Origin of the sequence: Exiguobacterium profundum, from assembly GCF_042652865.1 — a bacterium.
Classification (GTDB): Bacteria; Bacillota; Bacilli; order Exiguobacteriales; family Exiguobacteriaceae; genus Exiguobacterium; species Exiguobacterium profundum.
This window is the reverse complement of sequence record NZ_JBHSHG010000001.1, coordinates 885,893-906,644: the sequence shown is the minus strand read 5'-3', so window position 1 is coordinate 906,644 and position 20,752 is coordinate 885,893. Positions and strand designations below refer to the sequence as shown.

The following is a 20,752-nucleotide window of genomic DNA, read 5'->3' as shown; positions in this document are numbered from 1 at the left end:
ATTCACTAGAGAGGGGGCGAGTCATATGTTAGCACCAGGACAATTGGAGCGAATCAATTTCCTCGCCAACAAAGCGAAGACAGAAGGACTGTCTCAAGAAGAAATGAACGAGCAACAAGACTTGCGTCAAGAATATTTGAAGGCGTTTCGTCAATCGTTCAAATCACAAATGATGGGTATGAAAGTCGTCGATCCAGATGGAAATGACGTTACACCAGAGAAGTTGAAAGAAGATCAAAAACGCTATCGCGGTGAGTGATACCGAATGCACATCCTATTTCGCATAGGATGTGCATTTTTGTTATACACGAACACGCATCAGACGAACGGATTACATGCTATTTCATGCAATAGAAGGAAACGATTTCATCAAATGTGTTATACTAATTAATTAGTTGTGACACACGATTGAGTATGATAAAATATGACGGGTAGAAAACCTTCTTAACACAGAGAGGATGAAATTAGTGGAAACAACTACTAAAGAATTATTAGCGATTAACTCGATTCGGACGCTCTCAATTGATGCAGTCCAAAAAGCGAACTCTGGTCACCCAGGGATGCCAATGGGCGCTGCCCCGATGGCGTTTACACTTTGGACAGATAAAATGCGTCACAACCCGAAAAACCCGAACTGGTTCAACCGTGACCGTTTCGTGCTCTCAGCGGGTCATGGATCGATGCTCTTGTATTCGCTCCTTCACTTGTCTGGCTATGATTTGTCGATGGACGATTTGAAATCATTCCGTCAAATGGACTCGAAGACACCTGGTCACCCTGAGTACCGCCACACGGCTGGGGTAGATGCGACAACGGGCCCACTTGGACAAGGGATTGCGATGGCTGTCGGGATGGCCATGGCAGAGAAACACTTAGAAGCGACTTACAACCGCGACGAGTTCAACGTCGTTGACCACTACACGTTCGGCATTTGCGGTGACGGAGACTTGATGGAAGGTGTATCTGCGGAGGCGGCTTCCCTCGCAGGTCACTTGAAGCTCGGTAAACTCGTCGTTCTTTACGATTCAAACGATATCTCTCTCGATGGCGACCTTCATAAGTCGTTCTCTGAAAGCGTAGAAGACCGTTTCAACGCTTACGGGTGGCAAGTCATTCGTGTCGAAGACGGAACGGACATCGATTCAATCGCAAAAGCGATCGATGCTGCGAAAGCAGAGACGTCGAAGCCGACATTGATCGAAGTCAAGACGGTCATCGGATTCGGTTCACCGAACAAGTCGGGTAAATCGGCATCACACGGTGCGCCACTTGGAGACGCTGAAATCGAATTGACGAAACAGTTCTACAAATGGGAAGGCGAGTCATTCTACGTTCCAAACGAAGTATATGACTTATTCAACGAGAAAGTTGTCGAGCCTGGCGCGAAATATGAGTCAGACTGGAACGAACTCGTTGAAGCGTATAAAGCGGCACACCCTGAGCTCGGAGCACAGTTCGAGCGCGCGATGAACAATGACCTTCCTGAAGGTTGGGATAGCGAGTTGCCGACTTTCGAAATCGGTTCGAAAAAAGCAACACGTCAAACGAGCGGTGAAGTGTTGAACGCAATCGCAAAAGCAGTACCGACACTCTTTGGTGGTTCGGCTGACCTTGCTGGATCGAACAACTCGATGATCAAAGGTGCGGTAGACTTCGATGAAGACCCAGCTGGTCGTAACATCTGGTTCGGTGTTCGTGAGTTCGCGATGGCGGCAGCTGTGAACGGTATGGCCCTTCACGGTGGTGTTCTTCCTTACGGTGCGACGTTCTTCGTCTTCTCGGATTACCTCCGTCCTGCAGTCCGTCTCGCAGCACTTATGGGACTTCCATCGACGTTCATCTTGACGCACGACTCAATCGCAGTCGGTGAAGATGGTCCAACGCACGAGCCGGTCGAACATTTGATGAGCTTCCGCGCGATGCCGAACCTCTCTGTTCTTCGTCCTGCTGACGGCAAAGAAACGATTGCAGCTTGGAAACAAGCGGTGACATCGAAAACGACTCCTTCACTTCTCGTCTTGACTCGTCAAGCGTTACCAGAACTCGAAGGTACATCTATTGAAACGGCAGCAAAAGGAGCTTACGTCGTTGCAGGTGAATCGAAAGATGCAGACGTTCTCTTGCTCGGTACAGGTTCTGAAGTACACGTTCTCGTTGAAGCGCGTGAACAGCTCGCGTCAGAAGGCGTGAAAGCGGCAGTCGTCTCGATGCCATCATGGGAACTCTTCGAAGCGCAATCTGCAGAGTACAAAGAATCTGTCCTTCCATCTTCAGTCACGAAACGTGTATCACTTGAAGCGGGTGCGACACTTGGATGGTACAAATATGTAGGATTCGGTGGTAAGGTACTCGGAATCGACAAGTTCGGAGCATCTGCACCTGGTGACCTCCTCATGAAAGAATACGGCATGTCAGTCGACAACGTCGTCAATGCAGTAAAATCACTTTAATCTCTAGTTAGATTGTTGTGACGGCCAATCGTTTGGCCGTCACTTTTTTTCTGGACGACTAGCGAAGTTGTTCAATTTAGTGTATAGTAAAAAACGATGTTTCATATGGTAGAGGAGGTAAAGCCTTGAGTACATTATTCTGGATTCTTCTTGTCGTGGCAGCACTCATCGGGGGTATCGCGATTGGATTCTTTATCGCGCGTAAATACATGATGAACTACCTTGAACAGAACCCGCCAATCAATGAAGATATGATTCGTACGTTGATGATGCAGATGGGTCAAAAGCCATCACAGAAGAAAGTCAACCAAGTGATGCGCGCCATGAACGTGCAGATGAAAAACGAAAAGAAATCATAATCAATCACGAAAGCACTTCGGTTCCCGAAGTGCTTTTTTGTTTCCTCTTTTTGTTAGACAATCGAACAAACTTTCGCTACGATTAATGAATAATCTTCATCTAAAGACAAAGGGGGGCGTTTCACATTCGTGTATTCAAACAATTATCTTGGTTTTTGCGTCTTGAGTGGAAGACGTACGCGCTCGGCATCGTCTTACTGATCTTCGTGGCTGGTCTAGAACTGATTCCACCACGCATCATCGGACGGATTGTCGATGAGATTAACCGTGGTTCGCTTTCGTCCGACACACTCTGGCTGTTATTAGGGGGACTTGCTGCTGTTGGGATTGGAAATTATGTCGCCCGCTTCTTTTGGCGCTATTTTATCTTCGGCGCATCGATTCGTCTAGGAAGAATGCTTCGTAGCCAACTATATCGGCATTTCACAGATCTTGATCAGCGATTTTATAAAAAGTCACGGGTCGGTGATTTGATGGCCCATGCGACAAATGATGTACAAGCCGTATCGATGACGGCCGGTGCGGGGATTTTAACACTCGTCGATAGCGTGACACTTGGGACGTTCGTCATCATCACGATGATTACAACAATCAGCTGGAAATTGACGCTCGTTGCCTTACTACCGTTACCAATCATGGTCGCTTTGACAACGCGATATGGAAAGATGTTACATAGCCGATTCGGGGTCGCCCAAGCGGCATTTTCAGAATTGAATGACAAAGTGCAGGAAAGCGTCAGTGGCGTCCGTGTCTTAAAGTCGACGGGGGAAGTCGATCGGGATGTGGAATCGTTTGAGAACTTATCGAGTGAAGTCATGGCGAAAAACGTACGAGTCGCGAAGATTGATGCCTTATACGACCCGACCATCTTCGGAATTGTCGGATTGTCTTATATCCTTTCGGTCGGGTATGGAGCCGTCTTGATTGAACAAGGCGAATTGACGATTGGACAGATTGTCAGCTTCACAGCTTATTTGGCACTGTTGACATGGCCGATGTTAGCCTTTGGATGGTTGTTCAATATCGTGGAGCGTGGACGCGCGTCTTACGACCGAATTGAGCGAATGCTCGCCGTCAAACCTGAGATTCAAGACGACCGCATGGCTGCGACGACCCTTTCTCATTCAGAGGTGGAGGTCGATATTCGAAATTTCGCTTATGATGAGACCGTTGTGCTCCACAATGTCCATTTTCGGATTGAACGTGGAAAAACAATCGGGATTGTCGGCAGAACAGGTGCAGGGAAGACGACGATTGTCCGTCTATTGACGCGTGAGTATGATGTGAAAGATGGAAAGATTAAAATCGGTGGGATCAACATCCGCCAAGTGAAAAAATCACTTCTGATGGATAAAATTGCGGTCGTTCCACAAGATCATTTCTTGTTCTCGGATTCGATTGCGAACAATATCGCGTTCGGAAGGCCTGAAGCGAGCATGGAAGAAATCATCGAAGCAGCTAAGGTTGCTGAGGTGCATGAAGATATTGTCCGTCTTCCGGAAGGATATGCGACACTCGTCGGTGAACGTGGAGTCACATTATCAGGAGGACAAAAACAACGGATTTCCATCGCGCGGGCGCTCATGACAGCGGCGGATGTATTGATATTAGATGATGCCCTATCTGCGGTCGATGCGAAAACGGAAGAGTCGATTATCGAGCATTTTCGAGTCGGTAATCCAGATCAGGCGCGCGTCATTGTCGCACATCGTCTTTCGGCTGTAGAACACGCTGACGAGATTCTCGTGATTGAGGACGGAAACATCATTCAACGAGGTCGCCATGAGGCATTGCTTCAAGAGACGGGCTGGTATCGTGAGACATATGATCGTCAGCAACTTGAAGCGATTGTAGAAGGGGGGGGACACGATGAAACATGATGTCCAAGAATGGCAAGTCATCAAGCGCCTGCTCAGTTACGCGAAACGGTACGGAAAACCGCTAAGTGTTGCCTTCGTATTTCTCTTGATTGCGACAGGTGCAAAGTTGGCAGGGCCGTTTCTAATCAAAGTGTTTATCGATGAATTCGTCACACCAGGTGTCTACCCGACGAACTGGGTCATCGCTCTTTTTGCTGTCTATATGGTGCTTCATTTGTCGGCGATTGTATTTGACTATCTGCAATCCATATCTTTTCAAAAAATCGCCTTAAAAATTGTGCAAAACATTCGGATGGACATCTTCCGTCACGTTATGGGGATGCGACTTGCCTACTTTGACCGCACACCAGCGGGAGTCCTTGTATCGCGTATCACGAATGATACGGAGGCCGTAAAAGAGCTCTATGTCGGGGTGATGAGTACGTTCGTTCAGTCTGCCGTTCAGTTGATTGGGACGTATATCTTCCTCTACATCTTGGAGCCCCCGCTCGCGACGATGGGACTCATCTTGTTGCCTCTCTTCTGGCTTATCATTTGGGCGTATCGTCGTTTCTCGACGAAATATTTCGCGCAAGTGCGGGATTTGTTGTCACAACTCAACGCCCAGTTGAACGAATCCATCAATGGGATGGGCATCATTCAACAATTTCGTCAAGAAGAGCGACTCATTCGTCAGTTCGAAGAGACGAACGAAGCGCATCAGGAGGCACGATATCGGAACTTAAAACTCGATAGCATGTTACTCCGCCCGATTATCGAATTGCTTCTCGCCTTCTCCATCATCGGTCTGCTCGGTTATTACGGGGTACTCTCGATGAGTGAACAAGTTCAAGTAGGGGTCGTGTATGCTTTCATCAGCTATATTGAACGTATTTTCCGTCCCGTGCTTGATATCATGCAACGATTAAGCGAATTTCAACAAGCCGTCGTATCGGCCGACCGTGTCTTCAAAATTTTAGATACGGATGAACCGGCTCCAGGTAAACAGATGCCTGGTGAAGCACGAATCACTGATGGGGAAGTTCGGTTCGAAAATGTGACATTCAGTTACGACGGAGAAGTTGACGTGTTGAAACAGATTTCTTTTGTTGCTAAACCAGGTGAGACGGTTGCGCTCGTTGGTCATACTGGGAGCGGTAAGAGTTCAATCATCAATTTGTTGACACGTTTTTATCCATATGAATCTGGTCGCATCACGATTGACGGGCAACCGCTCGAACAGTTCGAGGAGCAAGAGCTTCGTCAACAAGTCGGGCTTGTCCTACAAGACCCATTCTTATTTACGGGAACAATCGAAGAGAATTTGAAGCTGTTCAATCCAGTCATCGATTCTGAGCGCGCGCGTGAAGCTGCTGAATTCGTCCAAGCGCATACATTCATTGAAAAGTTGGACGCTGGCTATGGCCATGTCGTCGGAGAGCGTGGAGCGACGTTCTCAAGCGGGGAGCGTCAATTGCTCGCATTTGCCCGTACGGTCGCACGTAATCCAAAAGTGCTTATTCTCGATGAAGCGACGAGCTCCATCGATACCGAAACAGAGGAGCGTGTACAAACCGCGCTCGATCGGATGCGTCGTGGTCGGACGACAATCGCAATCGCCCACCGCCTGTCGACGATTCAAGATGCAGATTTAATTTTGGTCTTGCATCGTGGTGAAATCGTGGAACGCGGCAATCATCAACAGTTATTGAAACAAGACGGACTGTACAAAAAGATGTATGAACTGCAATCCGGACAACGTCTGATGTCTTGATTTGGAAAGGATACCTATTCAGGTGTCCTTTTTTCCATGGAAAAAGCTCGCCACACAAGGTGACGAGCTGTCAAGTTTCAAGAATGAAGTTTCTCTTTATTATGCTTTGATAGGACATGACGAGTGATTAAAGAGTCAAGTTCTTGGCTTACTGAAATGACTTCGGGTGAGGTCCAAGAATGCTTTGACGCGATTTTATACAGTTCATCACGTTTTTGTTCAATGGCCTGGTGTAGTGTATCTGCTGCGGTGACTGCCACGTTCGTTCCCCCATCATGTAAATTAGAATTTTGTGAACTGGAATATCCAAATCTTAGCACCTCCGTTTACAGATGACAAGTTTCATTTCCATTTCAAAAATTACAAAATGATGTTGCGGTTTGAAAGAAAAGATTCGAGCAATTTAAATAGGTTTTCGCTATAATGGTCGTGAAAGGTGGAAATCGTCATGGAAGTCACATTATGGCTCGCATTTGGGGCGGGCGTCTTATCGTTCTTGTCACCATGTACGCTCCCGTTGTATCCGGTCTTTCTCTCGTATATTACTGGGGTTTCCGTATCTGAGTTAAAAAATGAAGGATTAAAACAGCGTACAGCTTGGTTCCACACATTTTCGTTCTTATTCGGTTTTTCGATTGTCTTTCTCGTACTAGGATTGTCGACTTCATTGATTGCAGACGTCTTCATCCAATATAAGGACAGTCTACGCATGTTCGGCGCCATTTTGATTTTCATGTTCGGCGTCTTTTTGGCGGGCTTATGGCAACCGCAATTTATGATGCGTGAAAAGAAAATGGATATCGGCGAACGAAAGAGCGGTTATTTTGGAACCGTTTTAATTGGTATTGGATTTGCGGCAGGGTGGACACCGTGCACAGGTCCAATTTTAGCTGGTGTGATCGCACTAGCCGCCACGAACCCGAGTCAAGGACTCGGCTATATGTTGGCGTATGTCATCGGGTTTGCAATTCCATTTTTGGTAATGGTAGCATTCGTTGGCAAGATCAAGTACTTAGCACGCAACAGTGCAAAAGTAGCAAAAGTCGGAGGCTATTTGATGATGGCGTTCGGCGTACTATTATATTTTGACGGAATGAATCGGTTCGCTGCATGGATGAGCGAGCTTGTCGGATTCACCGGATTTTAAGGGGTTGACCGAGATGTCAATGTTATGGGGGTCGACTCTCGTCGCGTTGTTAATGGGTATCGTAGCGAGCTTTGTTCGTGTAAAAGCATCGGCAAAGCCGACGAATGCGAAGAAAATTTTAATTCCACCACTTGCGATGACGACCGGGATGATTCAGTTTTTGATTCCCGCGTTTCGCTTATCATGGGTCGAAGTGGCTGAGGCCCTTGCGGTCGGACTCATCTTCAGTCTGTTTTTGATTAAGACATCCAATTTTGAAAAACGGGACGGCGAAGTGTATCTCTCACGATCGAAAGCATTTTTTGTGGTTGTGTTCGCACTCCTTGCCATCCGTACAGCAATGAAGGTTTGGGTCGGTCATGAGGTCGATCTATTCTCTACAGGCGGATTGTTCTATTTGATTGCTTGGGGGATGATTGTCCCGTGGCGAATCGCCATGTATCAAAAATATAAACGAATCGCAATCACGTAAAAATGGAGTGGCGTTGAGCCACTCCATTTTTATTTAATCTGCTTTCGTAGCGGCGACTTCTGTCTCCGCGTCGATTCCGGTGTTCGCCTTGACGAGTACGCGTTCATAGTTGCCAGCAACTTCATCTGATTTCGTGACCAGTGTACCAATCACGGCAGCGATGAAACCAAGGGGGATTGATACAATCCCGGGATTGGATAGCGGGAAAAGGGCTTCACCGAGAAAAATGGCCGAACCGTCCGGAGCCCACAGGTTCGGACTGAGTGCGACTAGAATCAGTGAGGAGAACAAGCCGACGACCATTCCCCAAATGGCGCCACCTGTATTGAAGCGTCTCCAGAAAATCGTAAAGAGGATAACAGGTAAGTTCGCACTCGCCGCAACGGCGAAAGCGAGCGAGACAAGAAATGCAACGTTCATCGACTGGGCGAAAAAGGCTAGTCCCATTGAGACGAGGGCGACCGCAACTGAAGCGATTCGCGCGGCTTTCACTTGTTCAGTTTCTGTCGCTTCCCCTTTACGAATGATATGTCCGTAGAAGTCATGGGCGAAGGCGGAAGCAGCTGACAGTACGAGTCCAGCGACAACGGCAAGAATTGTCGCGAACGCGATTGCGGCAACGAAAGCGAACAAGAGGTCACCACCGAGCACTTGCGCGAGAAGAGGGGCCGCCATGTTGCCGGCAGGGTTTGCGGCGAGAATGGCATCACGTCCGACGAATGCTGCGGCACCGAAACCTAGGAAAATGGTCAAGATATAAAATGCACCGATGATCCATGTCGCATAGACGACGGATTGCCGAGCAGTCGGTGCATCTTTGACGGTGAAGAAGCGAATCAGAATATGAGGGAGCCCTGCCGTACCGAGCACGAGCGCCATGTTTAATGAAATGGTATCGAGCGGTAGCTTGAACTTGTTCCCAGGGTTCAAGAAGTCACTTCCGAGTGGGGTCGCTTTGCTGACTTCATTAAACATCGTCGTGACGGAGAAATCAAAACGAGCGAACACGAGAAATGAAATGATTGCCGTCCCAATCATCAGAAGTACGGCTTTTGTGATTTGTACCCAAGAAGTGGCCGTCATGCCACCGAAAACGACGTAGACTGTCATTAAGATTCCGACGACGACGACACTTGTCGTATAAGGGATTCCGAGTAACAGTTCAATCAAAGCACCCGCTCCGACGAGTTGCGCAATCATGTAAAAAATGGAGATGACAATCGCATTCATCGCTGCGACACCACGTACGCGAGGCTTGTTAAAACGTGCCGCAATCATGTCTGCCATCGTATATTTCCCAAGATTTCGCAATGGTTCGGCGACGAGATAGAGGACAACGAGATAGGCAACGAGGAAACCGATTGAATAGAAAAACCCATCGAATCCCGCAAGCGCAATCATACCTGCAATTCCGAGAAACGATGCGGCAGACATATAGTCGCCTGCAATGGCAAGACCGTTTTGAAATCCGGTCAATCCACCGTCTGCCGTATAAAAATCGCTGGCAGTTTTTGTTTTTCTTGCTGCAAAGTATGTAATCACTAGCGTGAGTCCGACAATGGCGATAAAGAGGGCGATCGCGGTCCAATTCATGATCTCACCTCGTCTTTCAATTGTTCGACGAGTGCGTCAAAGCGACGGGCACGTCGACTATAAAGTACACAAAGTGTCCAGGTCATAATGAACTGGGAAAAGGCGAACGCCCAAGCCCAAGTGATGTCCCCGATGAGTGGTGTATTCAAGAACGTCGTATAGCTCGTCAGAATCGGGAGTGTGAAATAAAAGATGAGTGAGAAGATGATAGCTGGAACGATGAAGCGATTTTTTTCCCGCATTAACCGATGAAATGTCTCATGTTCGGTAATCATGTGGGCAGATTGATGGCTTGTCGTTTGTGAAACTTGTGTCACATCATGCATAATAGACCCTCCTTGACTGTAAGATAAATCCATTATGCGTTGTGAAAAACAATTCAGTCATTCCTTTTTTTCGTGTCGAAATGAAAGACGTTATATTAATATTGGTCATACCAATTTACTGTAAGCGTTTTCAATATTGTCTAATTCGTGAACGTTATTTCGATGTAATATAAAGCTCGAGAAAAGGTACTTTTGACCCATTAGGCGAATCGCACAATTCGACAAATAAAAAACTCTATCTGAATGAGATAGAGTCTACTGCTGAAAATAGTGTTCGTATGGCGTCCAATCAATCTGTTCTTCGGTTAGCGCTTTCTTTAAGAACTTGTGATCGCGCTTCGGTGTTGCGGCGATGTAACCCTTTACCACAAGTTCGGTCGTCATTTTTTTTGCACGCGATTCAAGCGCGAATTGACCGATTTTACCTGCGATTTTTCGGATTGCGACGTCGCGGAACAACTCGGGTACCGGTGTGACGAGACGATCTAATAGCGTCCGCGTCTCCGGAGTCCAGAGATGACGCGTTCTTTCTATATAATCATCTTCGATGTCAAGTAGGGAACGTCCATCTTCTTTTGGCATTCGTTTTAAAAACTTACGAAACATGAAGTACCCGCCAATCGTCATGAGTCCAATCATGACGAATCCCCAGAATACAATGAAATACATCATCAAGTTTTCTGGCATCGTCTTTCCCCCGTTCTATACATTCACTTGCTTTCATCGTTAGTATACAAAAAAGAATCCATTTGCAAAAGGCGTACGTCCCATTAGGATAGACGAACCGAATTGATTTCGTTAGAATAGATAGCGTTGCTACGAGAATAAGCATGAACTGAGACGAGAAAGGAAAGGTCTATCCTATATGAGCCAATTGAAACAGGAAGTCGAGAGACGTCGGATATTCGGCATTATCTCTCACCCGGATGCGGGGAAAACAACATTAACAGAAAAATTACTTTTGCACGGTGGTGCGATTCGCGAGGCAGGTACGGTCAAGGCGCGCAAAAACTCAAAACACGCAAAATCTGACTGGATGGAAATCGAGAAACAACGTGGGATCTCGGTCACATCGTCTGTCATGCAATTCATCTATCAAGACAAAGTTGTATCGATCATGGATACACCAGGACACAACGACTTCGGTGAAGACACGTATCGCGTGTTGACATCAGTCGATAGCGCGGTCATGGTCATTGATGCTGCGAAAGGGATTGAAACACAGACGAAAAAACTATTCCAAGTTTGTCGGATGCGTGGGATTCCAATCTTCACATTTATGAACAAGTTGGATCGTCAGGCAAAAGATCCGCTTGAATTGATGGAAGAGCTCGAAGAAGTGTTAGGCATGCCTTCTGTCGCGATTACATGGCCAATCGGAAGTGGAATGCAGTTTGAAGGTGTCTACGACCGAATGAAAAATGAGGTCCACTTGTTCCGTGGGGAGAAGTCGACACTTCAACTGGGTGAGGACGGAGTGAACGATCCGATTCTCGCCGATCATTTGTCGGAAGAGAACTTGATGAACCTCCGCGATGAGATCGACCTTCTCGATGGAGCGGGGAACGAGATTGAAGTCGAGGCGATCCAGAGTGGTAAATTGACACCGGTATTTTTCGGAACAGCGCTCGTCGACTTTGGGGTGACTGCGTTCTTGAATCACTATTTAGAGATGTCTCCGGCTCCTGAGGCACGTAAGTCGAACGTCGGTCCAATCAATCCGACATCAGAAGACTTCAGTGGATTCGTCTTCAAGATTCAGGCGAACATGAATCCGGCACACCGCGATCGCATCGCCTTTGTACGCATCTGTTCAGGTGTGTTTGAGCGTGGGATGGATGTGACGCTCACTCGTACTGGGAAAAAGATAAAATTGAGCCAATCGACACAATTGATGGCGAACGATCGAGAAACAGTCGACCAAGCGTTTGCTGGTGATGTCATCGGGATCTATGATTCTGGGACGTATCAAATTGGAGATACCATCACCACATCGAAGCAGAAGATTGCGTTTGAGGCGCTGCCAACTTTCCCACCGGAATTGTTCATGCGCGTTTCGCCGGTCAACTCGCTCAAGTCGAAACACTTCCACAAAGGGGTAGAACAGCTTGCGCAAGAAGGGGCGATTCAAGTGTATCGCAACGAATATAACGAGATTTATCTTGGCGCGGTCGGACAACTTCAATTCGAGGTATTCGAATATCGTTTAAACAATGAATATGGCGTCGATATTCGAATGGAACCAGTCTCATATAGCGTTGCTCGTTGGGTCAAAGATAAAGAGTTGAAGGCATTGAAACCGTTCCAAGATTCACGGAACATGCTCGTTACAGACCGTTGGGAACGTCCGGTCTTCCTGTTCGCGAACGAGTTCACATATGAACGGTTCGCTGAGCGTCACGCAGATGACTTGACGCTTGTTGAGGCACTTGACGTCAACGAAGAGATCGGTACGGAAGAATAAGATGTAAACACCTCGTTTCCGAGGTGTTTTTTTGTTGTGAAGTAAGTCGTTTTAGTTTTGATAAGTTTTACTTATGACTAATTTGTGACGGAATGTATTTTACGTCACGCTATACTTGTATTATGATAAATATGTGAAAAGTAAGCGATTACGCATTGTCGTGTGGTCGGCGCTTTCAAAAAGGGGGAAATTGCAATGGAACAGACGAATGTTTTAGACGCCTTCGCATCTCGGACAAAGTTCGAAGCGAACGGGCAATCGTATGATTTTTATCGTTTGAAAAAATTGGAAGAAGAAGGATTGACGGACATCAGCCGTCTTCCGTATTCGATTCGCGTTCTTCTTGAATCGGTTCTCCGTCAACAAGACGGGCGTGCCATCACGAAAGAACATGTCGAGAACTTGGCAAAATGGGGTACTGCCGACGTCTCGAAAGACATTGACGTACCGTTCAAACCGGCACGTGTCGTACTTCAAGACTTCACGGGTGTACCGACGGTCGTAGACCTTGCTTCACTTCGTAAAGCGATGGCAGACCTCGGTGGAGACCCAAACAAAATCAACCCAGAAATTCCTGTCGATCTCGTCGTCGACCACTCAGTTCAAGTAGATGCATATGGTTTCGCTGGCGCATTGATGAAAAACATGGACATCGAATTTGAACGTAACGAAGAACGTTATAAGTTCTTACGTTGGGCTCAGACGGCATTTGACAACTATCGTGCCGTACCACCTGCAACGGGGATTGTTCACCAAGTAAACTTGGAGTACTTGGCATCTGTCGTCCTCGAGAAGAATGATGCAGAAGGTACAGTTGCTTATCCAGATTCACTCGTCGGAACGGATTCGCACACAACGATGATCAACGGACTCGGTGTTCTTGGCTGGGGTGTCGGAGGAATCGAGGCGGAAGCAAGCATGCTCGGTCAACCATCATACTTCCCAGTGCCAGACGTCGTCGGTGTCAAAATCATCGGTGAAGTAAACCCTGGTGTGACAGCGACAGATGTGGCGCTCGTCGTGACAGAGATGCTCCGTCATGAAAAAGTTGTCGGGAAATTCGTTGAATTCTTCGGACCGTCGCTCCACACGATGCCACTTTCAGACCGTGCGACGATTGCAAACATGGCGCCTGAATATGGTGCGACATGTGGATTCTTCCCGGTCGATACGGAAACATTGAACTACATGCGTACGACTGGTCGCTCTGAAGAGTTGATTTCACTCGTCGAAGAATACTCTAAAGCGAATGATCTCTTCTATACACCAGATCAAGCTGATCCAACGTTCACAAAAGTGTTGACACTCGACTTGTCGAAAGTCCAGCCTTCACTTGCGGGTCCGAAACGTCCACAAGACCGAATCAACCTCTCAGACGTTCAAACATCGTTCATCGATAGCTTGAGTGCTCCTGCAGGAAACAGTGGCTTCGGACTTGACCGTTCTGAACTCGACAAAACGGCAACAGTCAAGTACGAGGACGGCGCAGTCGACATGAGTACGGGAGATGTTGCGATTGCAGCCATCACAAGCTGTACGAACACGTCGAACCCATACGTCATGGTCGGTGCTGGACTCGTTGCGAAGAAAGCCGTTGAACGTGGCTTAACCGTTCCGAAATACGTGAAGACATCACTCGCACCAGGTTCGAAAGTCGTAACGGACTACTTGGATAAGGCTGGTTTGACTTCTTACTTGGACGAACTTGGCTTCAACACGGTCGGATACGGCTGTACGACATGTATCGGAAACTCTGGTCCGCTTGACCGTGAAGTCGAAGATACGATCACAGAAAACGACTTGCTCGTGTCGTCAGTCCTCTCTGGTAACCGTAACTTTGAAGGGCGCGTTCACCCGCTCGTGAAGGCAAACTTCTTGGCATCACCACCGCTCGTCGTCGCTTACGCTCTTGCCGGGTCAGTCAACTTCGACATCATGAATGATTCGTTCGGTACAGACAAAGATGGAAATGAAGTATACTTCAAAGACATCTGGCCATCAAACGATGAAATCAAAATGGTTGTCCAAGACGTCGTATCACCAGAAGCATTCCGTAAAGAGTACGAAACGGTCTTCACTGGTAACGAGCGTTGGAACGCACTCGATGTTCCGGAAGGAAACTTGTATGACTTCTCAGATGAGTCGACATACATTCAAAACCCACCGTTCTTCGAACAACTCGAACCAGAAGCGGGCGAGGTTCATGCATTGAATGGCTTACGTGTCATCGGAAAGTTTGCGGATTCGGTTACGACCGACCACATCTCGCCAGCTGGATCATTCTCGAAGACGACACCAGCCGGTCAATACCTCCTTTCTAAAGGGGTAGAGCCAATCGACTTCAACTCATATGGTTCTCGCCGTGGTAACCATGAAGTCATGATGCGTGGTACGTTCGCAAACATTCGTATCCGTAACCAAGTTGCTCCAGGAACTGAAGGTGGCTTTACAACGTACTGGCCAACTGGTGAAATCATGCCAATGTATGATGCGGCTATGAAGTACAAGGAACAGGGAACAGGTCTTGTTGTCCTTGCAGGAAATGATTACGGAATGGGATCATCTCGTGACTGGGCAGCGAAAGGGACGAATCTTCTTGGAATCCGTGCGGTCATCGCACAAAGTTTCGAGCGGATTCACCGTTCGAACCTTGTCATGATGGGTGTGCTCCCGCTTCAGTTCTTAGACGGTGAATCGGCTGAATCACTCGGATTGACTGGTGAAGAAGCAATTGATATTCAAGTCGATGAGTCTGTACGTCCGCGCGATATCTTGAACGCAAAAGCGACACATGAAAACGGAACGGTGACAGAGTTCAAAGTCATCGCTCGTTTCGACTCTGAAGTTGAAATTGATTACTACCGTCACGGTGGAATCCTGCAAATGGTTCTCCGTAACAAATTGAAATAAGTGCTAGTCCATGACCTTCCTTTGAAAAAAGGAAGGTTTTTTTCATGAATATGCAATTTTAAGGTGGAAGTTTTAAAAGATTCGGGAACAGGAAGACAGGGAGGGGTGCGCTTATGGATAAGGAAGAGAAGCTCGGAAAGAGTTGGTGGAAACGATTGACGCAACAAAAAGAGGTGGAACCGGATCGAGAAATTGATATCACCCTTTCAGAATTGCGTCAGGCGATTCACGAATATGAACAGACACTGCCAAAAGGTGTGAATCGCACCGTCCTACTGGATGACTCGCAAGAAATCGACACCAAACGCTTGAAACATCACCTTTCGGGAATCCCGAAACAACGTTTCTTCATGTCAAAAGAGACGTTTCATATCGTACCGGAAGATGAACGCGACGTCATTTATGAAATGGATCAAGTGCAACGGGCACTCGATCTGTATATGGACCAGGAGAAGAAATTACCGTTACAAAAATTTCAGAACTCGCTTCAACTCGATTTGACCCGTTTACGAGAGGGGGGTTATTTAAAAACGTTGCCAAAAAGACCTTACTATGTGGTCGATGAAACATTGATTGTTTCAGTGGAGCCCAAAGAAAAAACTTGATGACAAGACACCTATCTATTGGACGGTAAACAACACATTTATGTACACATAGGGTTGTGACTTGTTTCAAAAGTATGTTAGGGTGGAAAACGTATATGAAAATAGAAAATTAAATAGGAGTGATTTTATGGAACGAAAAAGCCGTGTGACGACCGTATTCGTCGTATCTGCAATCATAACTGGCTTATTTACGATTTGGGGACTTTTCCCCGAGAGTTTATTAGGGAATGCCAGTCTATTAAACGTGACGAGTACGTTACAAGGCTGGCTCTCAAACGGGATGGGTTGGTTCTATCTCTTGAGCGCCACCGGGTTTTTACTGGTTGCCATCTTTTTAATCTTTTCAAGATATGGTTCGATTCGACTTGGAAAGGATACAGATCGTCCAGAATTTAGTTATTTATCATGGTTTGCCATGTTATTCAGTGCCGGGATGGGAATTGGACTTATCTTCTGGGGAGCGGCTGAACCGTTGCTCCACTTCCACTCACCACCATTCGCTTCCCCTACACCTGAAGGAGATGCACGGACTGCTATGCGTTATGCATTTTTCCATTGGGGCCTCCATCCATGGGCGATTTACGCAATGATTGCGCTCGCCATCGCATATTCGACGTTTAGAAAAGGTCGTCCCGCGACGATTGGGGAGACAATCGGTTCGCTCGTCCATAACCGCTACGAACAACCCGTGAAGCAAACGGTCGATATCCTTGCGGTCATTGCGACTGCATTCGGGGTAGCGACTTCACTTGGTTTTGGTGCTCAGCAAATTGCCGGTGGCCTTCATTACCTCATCCCTGGGGTACCGAACGCTTTCGTGACACAGTTGATCATCATTGCCGTCGTAACGGTGCTCTACATGATCAGTGCTTCGACAGGTCTTGACAAAGGAATTCGAATCTTAAGTAATACGAATATATTCTTGGCAATTGTCCTACTTGTAGCGACGATGTTTGCGGGACCGACAGCTTTCATTTTCGACTTGTTCACACAAACAGTCGGAACTTATTTGCAGCAGCTCCCGAGCATGAGTTTCCGTACAGCCGCATTTGAACCCGTTGAACGTGAATGGGTGAACGGTTGGACCATCTTCTACTGGGCTTGGTGGATTTCTTGGTCACCATTCGTCGGAACGTTTATCGCACGTGTATCGAAAGGGCGTACGATTCGGGAATTTATCATCGGAATCTTACTTGTCCCGACATCATTCGGATTATTATGGTTCTCCGTCTTCGGCGGTTCGGCCATCTGGGCTGATTTGTTCGGAGGATATAGCTTGATTGATCAAGTAAACGAAATCGGTACTGAAGTCGGGCTGTTCGCACTGTTTGAAACGTTCGGTGGTTTTGGGACGCTTCTCAGTGTAATCGCCATCTTCTTGATTTCGACATTCTTTATTACATCGGCCGACTCTGCGACATACGTCCTCGGTATGCTTACATCGAACGGGAAGCTCGTCCCGCCGATGGGGATTAAAATGACTTGGGGAATCATCCAATCGTCAATCGCAGCCGTATTGTTGTATGCTGGTGGATTAGATGCTCTACAAGCTGTTGCGATTCTCGCAGCCTTCCCATTCATCTTCGTGCTCATCTTTATGATGATTGCCTTATTCAAGGATCTTACCGACGAACCGGATGAACGAGATAAATGGCTAGAGATGCAAAAGAAAGATGAAGATAAACTAGGTTAATTCGAAAGGGTCTCAGATGAGGCCCTTTTTCGGTCAAAAATATTTTGCTTGTCCTTCTCGCTAGTGTAGGATAGTAAGTGAAGAAACGAGGAGGATAGGCTATGAAACAACAGATAAAAAAACGGTTGAGCTGGGTGATATTGGCCGGCATCCTCATTGTCGGGGCATTACTCGCATATAACTTCTATGTGCTCATGGATTTGAGCGGGGAAGAGGAGGAGCAAGTCGAACCATTCTACTCGAATGTCGTGATCGGATATCAAGAACGCAAACTTCCAAAAGAAGGCGAAGAGCTCGAAGAACGAGAGTATCTTGTCACGTATGATGAGGACGGACATTTTGTATCTGAAGTCGTGACGGGTCCAAATGTTGGCGCGAAAGCTGAATGGGATGGAGAGACCTACTTAGAGTTCAATCCGGACGGGGAAGAAGTTCTTCGACAGGAGACGAACTCCGGAGCAGTCGCACCTCATCCATTCTTGTCACGTGCAACGAACGAACAGATTCGTAAATGGCTCGATGACGGGACGCTCGGTTCAAGTGAAGGCGAAACCGATTTGGTCGGACGTACCGCGCAAGCGTATGTGAAATCAGAATCGGCTGAGACCGTTCCGGAAGAGTGGATTGAAAACTATCCATCGATTTTTAGTGAAGAAGAAAATAAAGAGACTGTCACATATTATGTCGATGCGCATGAACGAATCTTGCTCGCGGCAGAATCGCGGAATAACGGAAAGTTATTCCATTCGATTCGGATGACATCGTTTGAATCAAGATAATCCGATGGGGAGCAGACATGATGTCGGCTCCCTTGTCGTCTGAAAGGGAGAACAAGATGAAACAAATTCAAGTGGAACAAGTTCAAACGGACTTGACGAACTGGGAAGCTGGAGAAAAAGTAAACGAGGCGGCTTTGTTATCTTACGCACATTGGTCTCGTGCGACTCAGCACCAAGAAGAATTAATTCGTTCCTTGCGGCTGCTCGCAACACATCGGCTCAAACAAAAGGAAACGATGGACCCGTTACTCAACCGCTGGGTAAAAGAGTTGGAGGCGATGAACGCACTTCCTCCAGAGCTTCGTCTGTTTCAACTGAATGAGCAGTTGCGTCGTTCGAAACAGGCGCTTCAAATCGACTGGCCAACCTTACGAGAGGCCGATTACGCCTCGATGAAGGTTCAAATCTTAACAGAGTACGAGTCAAAAACGTCAGCGTTGCTCGATCAACTTGACCAACTCCATGATGAGGTGGAGACTGCGAAGTCTGATTTACGTGATTCTGAATGGCGCGGACAATTGGAAAACCTGTTTGAAGCGATCATCGAAGCGATGCAAGAGGTCGCATCTCTTGAAGATGATACCGCCTCCTTGCTCGCATCCATGCAAGGGAACTATTTCAGTCGTGAAGCGTTTCATCGTTTCGGGGAGCGCGTTTTCCTTGTGAAAGAACGGCTACACACAATTTGTGAGCTACTACCAGACCGTCCGACCGAGGCACGTTCAAGTGCGATTGAATCACTTGAAGACATGATTGGGCTCGATGACATCAAAGCGCGTGTAAAAGCGTGGTATCGCTTCCTCCTTTTCCAAAAAGAACGAGAGAAGGCCGGTTTTTCTTCAAAACATCAACCATCCCTTCATCTCGTCTTTACAGGGAATCCAGGAACCGGGAAGACGACATTAGCAAGACTCATGGCCGAGATTTACTTTGAACTCGGCTTATTAGGACGCCCGGACCTTGTCGAGGCTGACCGTTCGAGCCTTGTCGGTGCCTATGTTGGGCAAACGGAAGAGCAGGTAATGAACAAGGTGAAAGAGGCAGAGGGTGGTGTCTTATTCATCGATGAAGCATACGCATTGAAGCGTCAGGATGCGAGTGGCAGTGATTACGGACAAGCGGCCATCGATACGCTCGTCGCCGCGATGACGAGTGGCGAATATGCTGGCAAGTTCGTCGTCATTCTAGCTGGCTATCCAGAAGAAATGCGTCATTTCCTCTTGGCGAACCCCGGTTTACGTTCACGATTCCCTGAGTCGAATCACTACGAGTTACCGAACTACCGTGACGAAGAACTGGTCGCCATCGGTGAGAAAGTGGCACAAGAAAACAATTACGTGCTGACGGAAGAGGCGAAACGATCACTTCTTGCTCGAATCGACAGAGAACGGGTCGACTCGACGTTCGGAAATGCCCGGACTGTCCATAACATTTTACTTGATGCGATGTTTAAGAAGGGTTCCCGCTTCGGTGCAGATGCTCCGCTAGACGAAATGGCGCTCTTGACTGAAGAAGACTTTGATCAGCCAGATGATGAATCGAGTCCGACATCGTTAGATGACCTTGTCGGCATGGAAGATGCAAAAGCACAACTGGCTGAAATTGAAGCGCTCATCAAGATACAGAAGAAACGAAAAGCGCTCGGTTTGAAGACGGCGCCGGTCCAGCTCCATGTTACACTTACCGGAAACAGCGGTACCGGTAAAACGACATTTGCCTATCTGTATGCACAGATGTTGAAACGGACAGGTTATTTGAAGCGAGGCCATGTCAATGTCGTTAGTCGTGCAGATTTAGTTAGTGGCTATGTGGGACAGACAGCTCAAAAAACGAAAGCGGCGATCCGTGACGCACTTGGCGGCGTCTTACTAATTGACGAGGCCTATAGTTTGAACGGCGGGGCGAACGACTATGGCCGGGAGGCAATCGATACACTCGTTGATGAAATGCCGAAACATGGCGAGAATCTTGTCGTTGTCCTTGCCGGTTACGAAGGTCCGATTCGCCGATTAATTGAATCCAACCCTGGTCTTAGTAGCCGAATGAAACGGACGATTCATTTTGATGACTATACGCAAGAACAGTTAGTGGACATCGCGAAAAATTACGCAAGTCAGTTCGGATATGTGATGGAGGAAGATGCGCTTGAAGCATTAGCTACTCGCTTACATGACATCAAACATGCGAACGCGCGCACCGCTCTATCTGTTATCGATGAATCGATTGCTCGTCAGTCCTATCGTTTAGTGTCGACGGAGGATGAGAATGTGTCACTCCAGCAATTATTAGTAGTAGATATTAAGAGTAAGTTATAATATACT

Annotated in this window: 17 protein-coding genes; 13 read left to right on the top strand and 4 right to left on the bottom strand. The window is 47.3% G+C overall.

Annotated elements, in window-relative coordinates:
• Positions 1-25 precede the first annotated feature (25 nt).
• The 5 genes from ACFO4U_RS04695 to ACFO4U_RS04675 all read left to right on the top strand — a co-directional run bounded on the left by ACFO4U_RS04695 (position 26) and on the right by ACFO4U_RS04675 (position 6,442).
• A complete protein-coding gene (locus tag ACFO4U_RS04695) occupies positions 26-259 on the top strand; it encodes a DUF896 domain-containing protein (RefSeq protein ID WP_031423491.1) in 234 nt (77 codons plus the stop codon).
• Positions 260-458: 199 nt separating this feature from the next.
• Complete coding sequence (gene tkt, locus ACFO4U_RS04690; protein ID WP_074036867.1) at positions 459-2,450, top strand: transketolase; 1,992 nt, start codon at positions 459-461, stop codon at positions 2,448-2,450.
• A gap of 125 nt (positions 2,451-2,575) precedes the next feature.
• The gene (locus ACFO4U_RS04685) at positions 2,576-2,809 is read left to right on the top strand and encodes a YneF family protein (protein ID WP_012726454.1); all 234 of its coding nucleotides are present in this window, start codon (positions 2,576-2,578) and stop codon (positions 2,807-2,809) included.
• Between the two features lie 125 nt (positions 2,810-2,934).
• Positions 2,935-4,689, top strand: coding sequence for an ABC transporter transmembrane domain-containing protein (locus ACFO4U_RS04680; protein ID WP_031423496.1), 1,755 nt, complete (start codon positions 2,935-2,937; stop codon positions 4,687-4,689).
• Positions 4,679-6,442, top strand: a complete 1,764-nt coding sequence (locus ACFO4U_RS04675; RefSeq protein WP_159562399.1) for an ABC transporter ATP-binding protein — start codon at positions 4,679-4,681, stop codon at positions 6,440-6,442. Before ACFO4U_RS04680 ends, ACFO4U_RS04675 begins: the two co-directional genes overlap by 11 nt.
• Positions 6,443-6,519: 77 nt before the next feature.
• On the opposite strand, the gene ACFO4U_RS04670 is transcribed toward ACFO4U_RS04675, so the two are convergent.
• A complete protein-coding gene (locus ACFO4U_RS04670; RefSeq protein ID WP_078147026.1) occupies positions 6,520-6,702 on the bottom strand; it encodes an aspartyl-phosphate phosphatase Spo0E family protein in 183 nt (60 codons plus the stop codon).
• A 188-nt stretch (positions 6,703-6,890) separates the two neighbouring features.
• Here ACFO4U_RS04670 and ACFO4U_RS04665 point away from each other — a divergent pair, with 188 nt between their 5' ends.
• Positions 6,891-7,589 (top strand): cytochrome c biogenesis CcdA family protein, encoded by a 699-nt coding sequence (locus ACFO4U_RS04665; protein WP_215243866.1) that lies wholly within the window; start codon positions 6,891-6,893, stop codon positions 7,587-7,589.
• A gap of 19 nt (positions 7,590-7,608) precedes the next feature.
• Positions 7,609-8,061, top strand: coding sequence for a CcdC family protein (locus ACFO4U_RS04660; protein ID WP_031423499.1), 453 nt, complete (start codon positions 7,609-7,611; stop codon positions 8,059-8,061).
• Between the two features lie 33 nt (positions 8,062-8,094).
• Here the strand turns inward: ACFO4U_RS04660 and ACFO4U_RS04655 are convergent, their stop codons facing one another.
• From ACFO4U_RS04655 to ACFO4U_RS04645, 3 genes are all read right to left on the bottom strand, one after another.
• Positions 8,095-9,654, bottom strand: coding sequence for a solute symporter family protein (locus ACFO4U_RS04655; RefSeq protein WP_031423500.1), 1,560 nt, complete (start codon positions 9,652-9,654; stop codon positions 8,095-8,097).
• Complete coding sequence (locus ACFO4U_RS04650) at positions 9,651-9,929, bottom strand: DUF485 domain-containing protein (protein WP_251131846.1); 279 nt, start codon at positions 9,927-9,929, stop codon at positions 9,651-9,653. The genes ACFO4U_RS04655 and ACFO4U_RS04650 overlap by 4 nt, the downstream gene beginning before the upstream one ends.
• Positions 9,930-10,235: 306 nt before the next feature.
• The gene (locus tag ACFO4U_RS04645) at positions 10,236-10,667 is read right to left on the bottom strand and encodes a DUF2621 domain-containing protein (RefSeq protein ID WP_031423504.1); all 432 of its coding nucleotides are present in this window, start codon (positions 10,665-10,667) and stop codon (positions 10,236-10,238) included.
• A 178-nt stretch (positions 10,668-10,845) separates the two neighbouring features.
• Between ACFO4U_RS04645 and ACFO4U_RS04640 the strand changes: the two genes are divergently transcribed.
• The 6 genes from ACFO4U_RS04640 to ACFO4U_RS04615 all read left to right on the top strand — a co-directional run bounded on the left by ACFO4U_RS04640 (position 10,846) and on the right by ACFO4U_RS04615 (position 20,746).
• Positions 10,846-12,444, top strand: coding sequence for a peptide chain release factor 3 (locus tag ACFO4U_RS04640; RefSeq protein WP_215243868.1), 1,599 nt, complete (start codon positions 10,846-10,848; stop codon positions 12,442-12,444).
• Between the two features lie 195 nt (positions 12,445-12,639).
• Positions 12,640-15,354, top strand: a complete 2,715-nt coding sequence (gene acnA / locus ACFO4U_RS04635; RefSeq protein ID WP_012726444.1) for an aconitate hydratase AcnA — start codon at positions 12,640-12,642, stop codon at positions 15,352-15,354.
• A gap of 113 nt (positions 15,355-15,467) precedes the next feature.
• Positions 15,468-15,959 carry a DUF3939 domain-containing protein gene (locus ACFO4U_RS04630; protein WP_215243869.1) on the top strand — a complete coding sequence of 164 codons (492 nt, stop codon included), beginning with the start codon at positions 15,468-15,470 and terminating at the stop codon, positions 15,957-15,959.
• A 127-nt stretch (positions 15,960-16,086) separates the two neighbouring features.
• Positions 16,087-17,652 (top strand): BCCT family transporter, encoded by a 1,566-nt coding sequence (locus ACFO4U_RS04625; RefSeq protein ID WP_215243870.1) that lies wholly within the window; start codon positions 16,087-16,089, stop codon positions 17,650-17,652.
• A 101-nt stretch (positions 17,653-17,753) separates the two neighbouring features.
• A complete protein-coding gene (locus tag ACFO4U_RS04620) occupies positions 17,754-18,431 on the top strand; it encodes a hypothetical protein (protein ID WP_012726441.1) in 678 nt (225 codons plus the stop codon).
• Positions 18,432-18,487: 56 nt separating this feature from the next.
• Entirely contained in the window at positions 18,488-20,746 is a 2,259-nt protein-coding gene (locus tag ACFO4U_RS04615) for an AAA family ATPase (RefSeq protein ID WP_215243871.1), read from the top strand.
• Positions 20,747-20,752 lie beyond the last annotated feature (6 nt).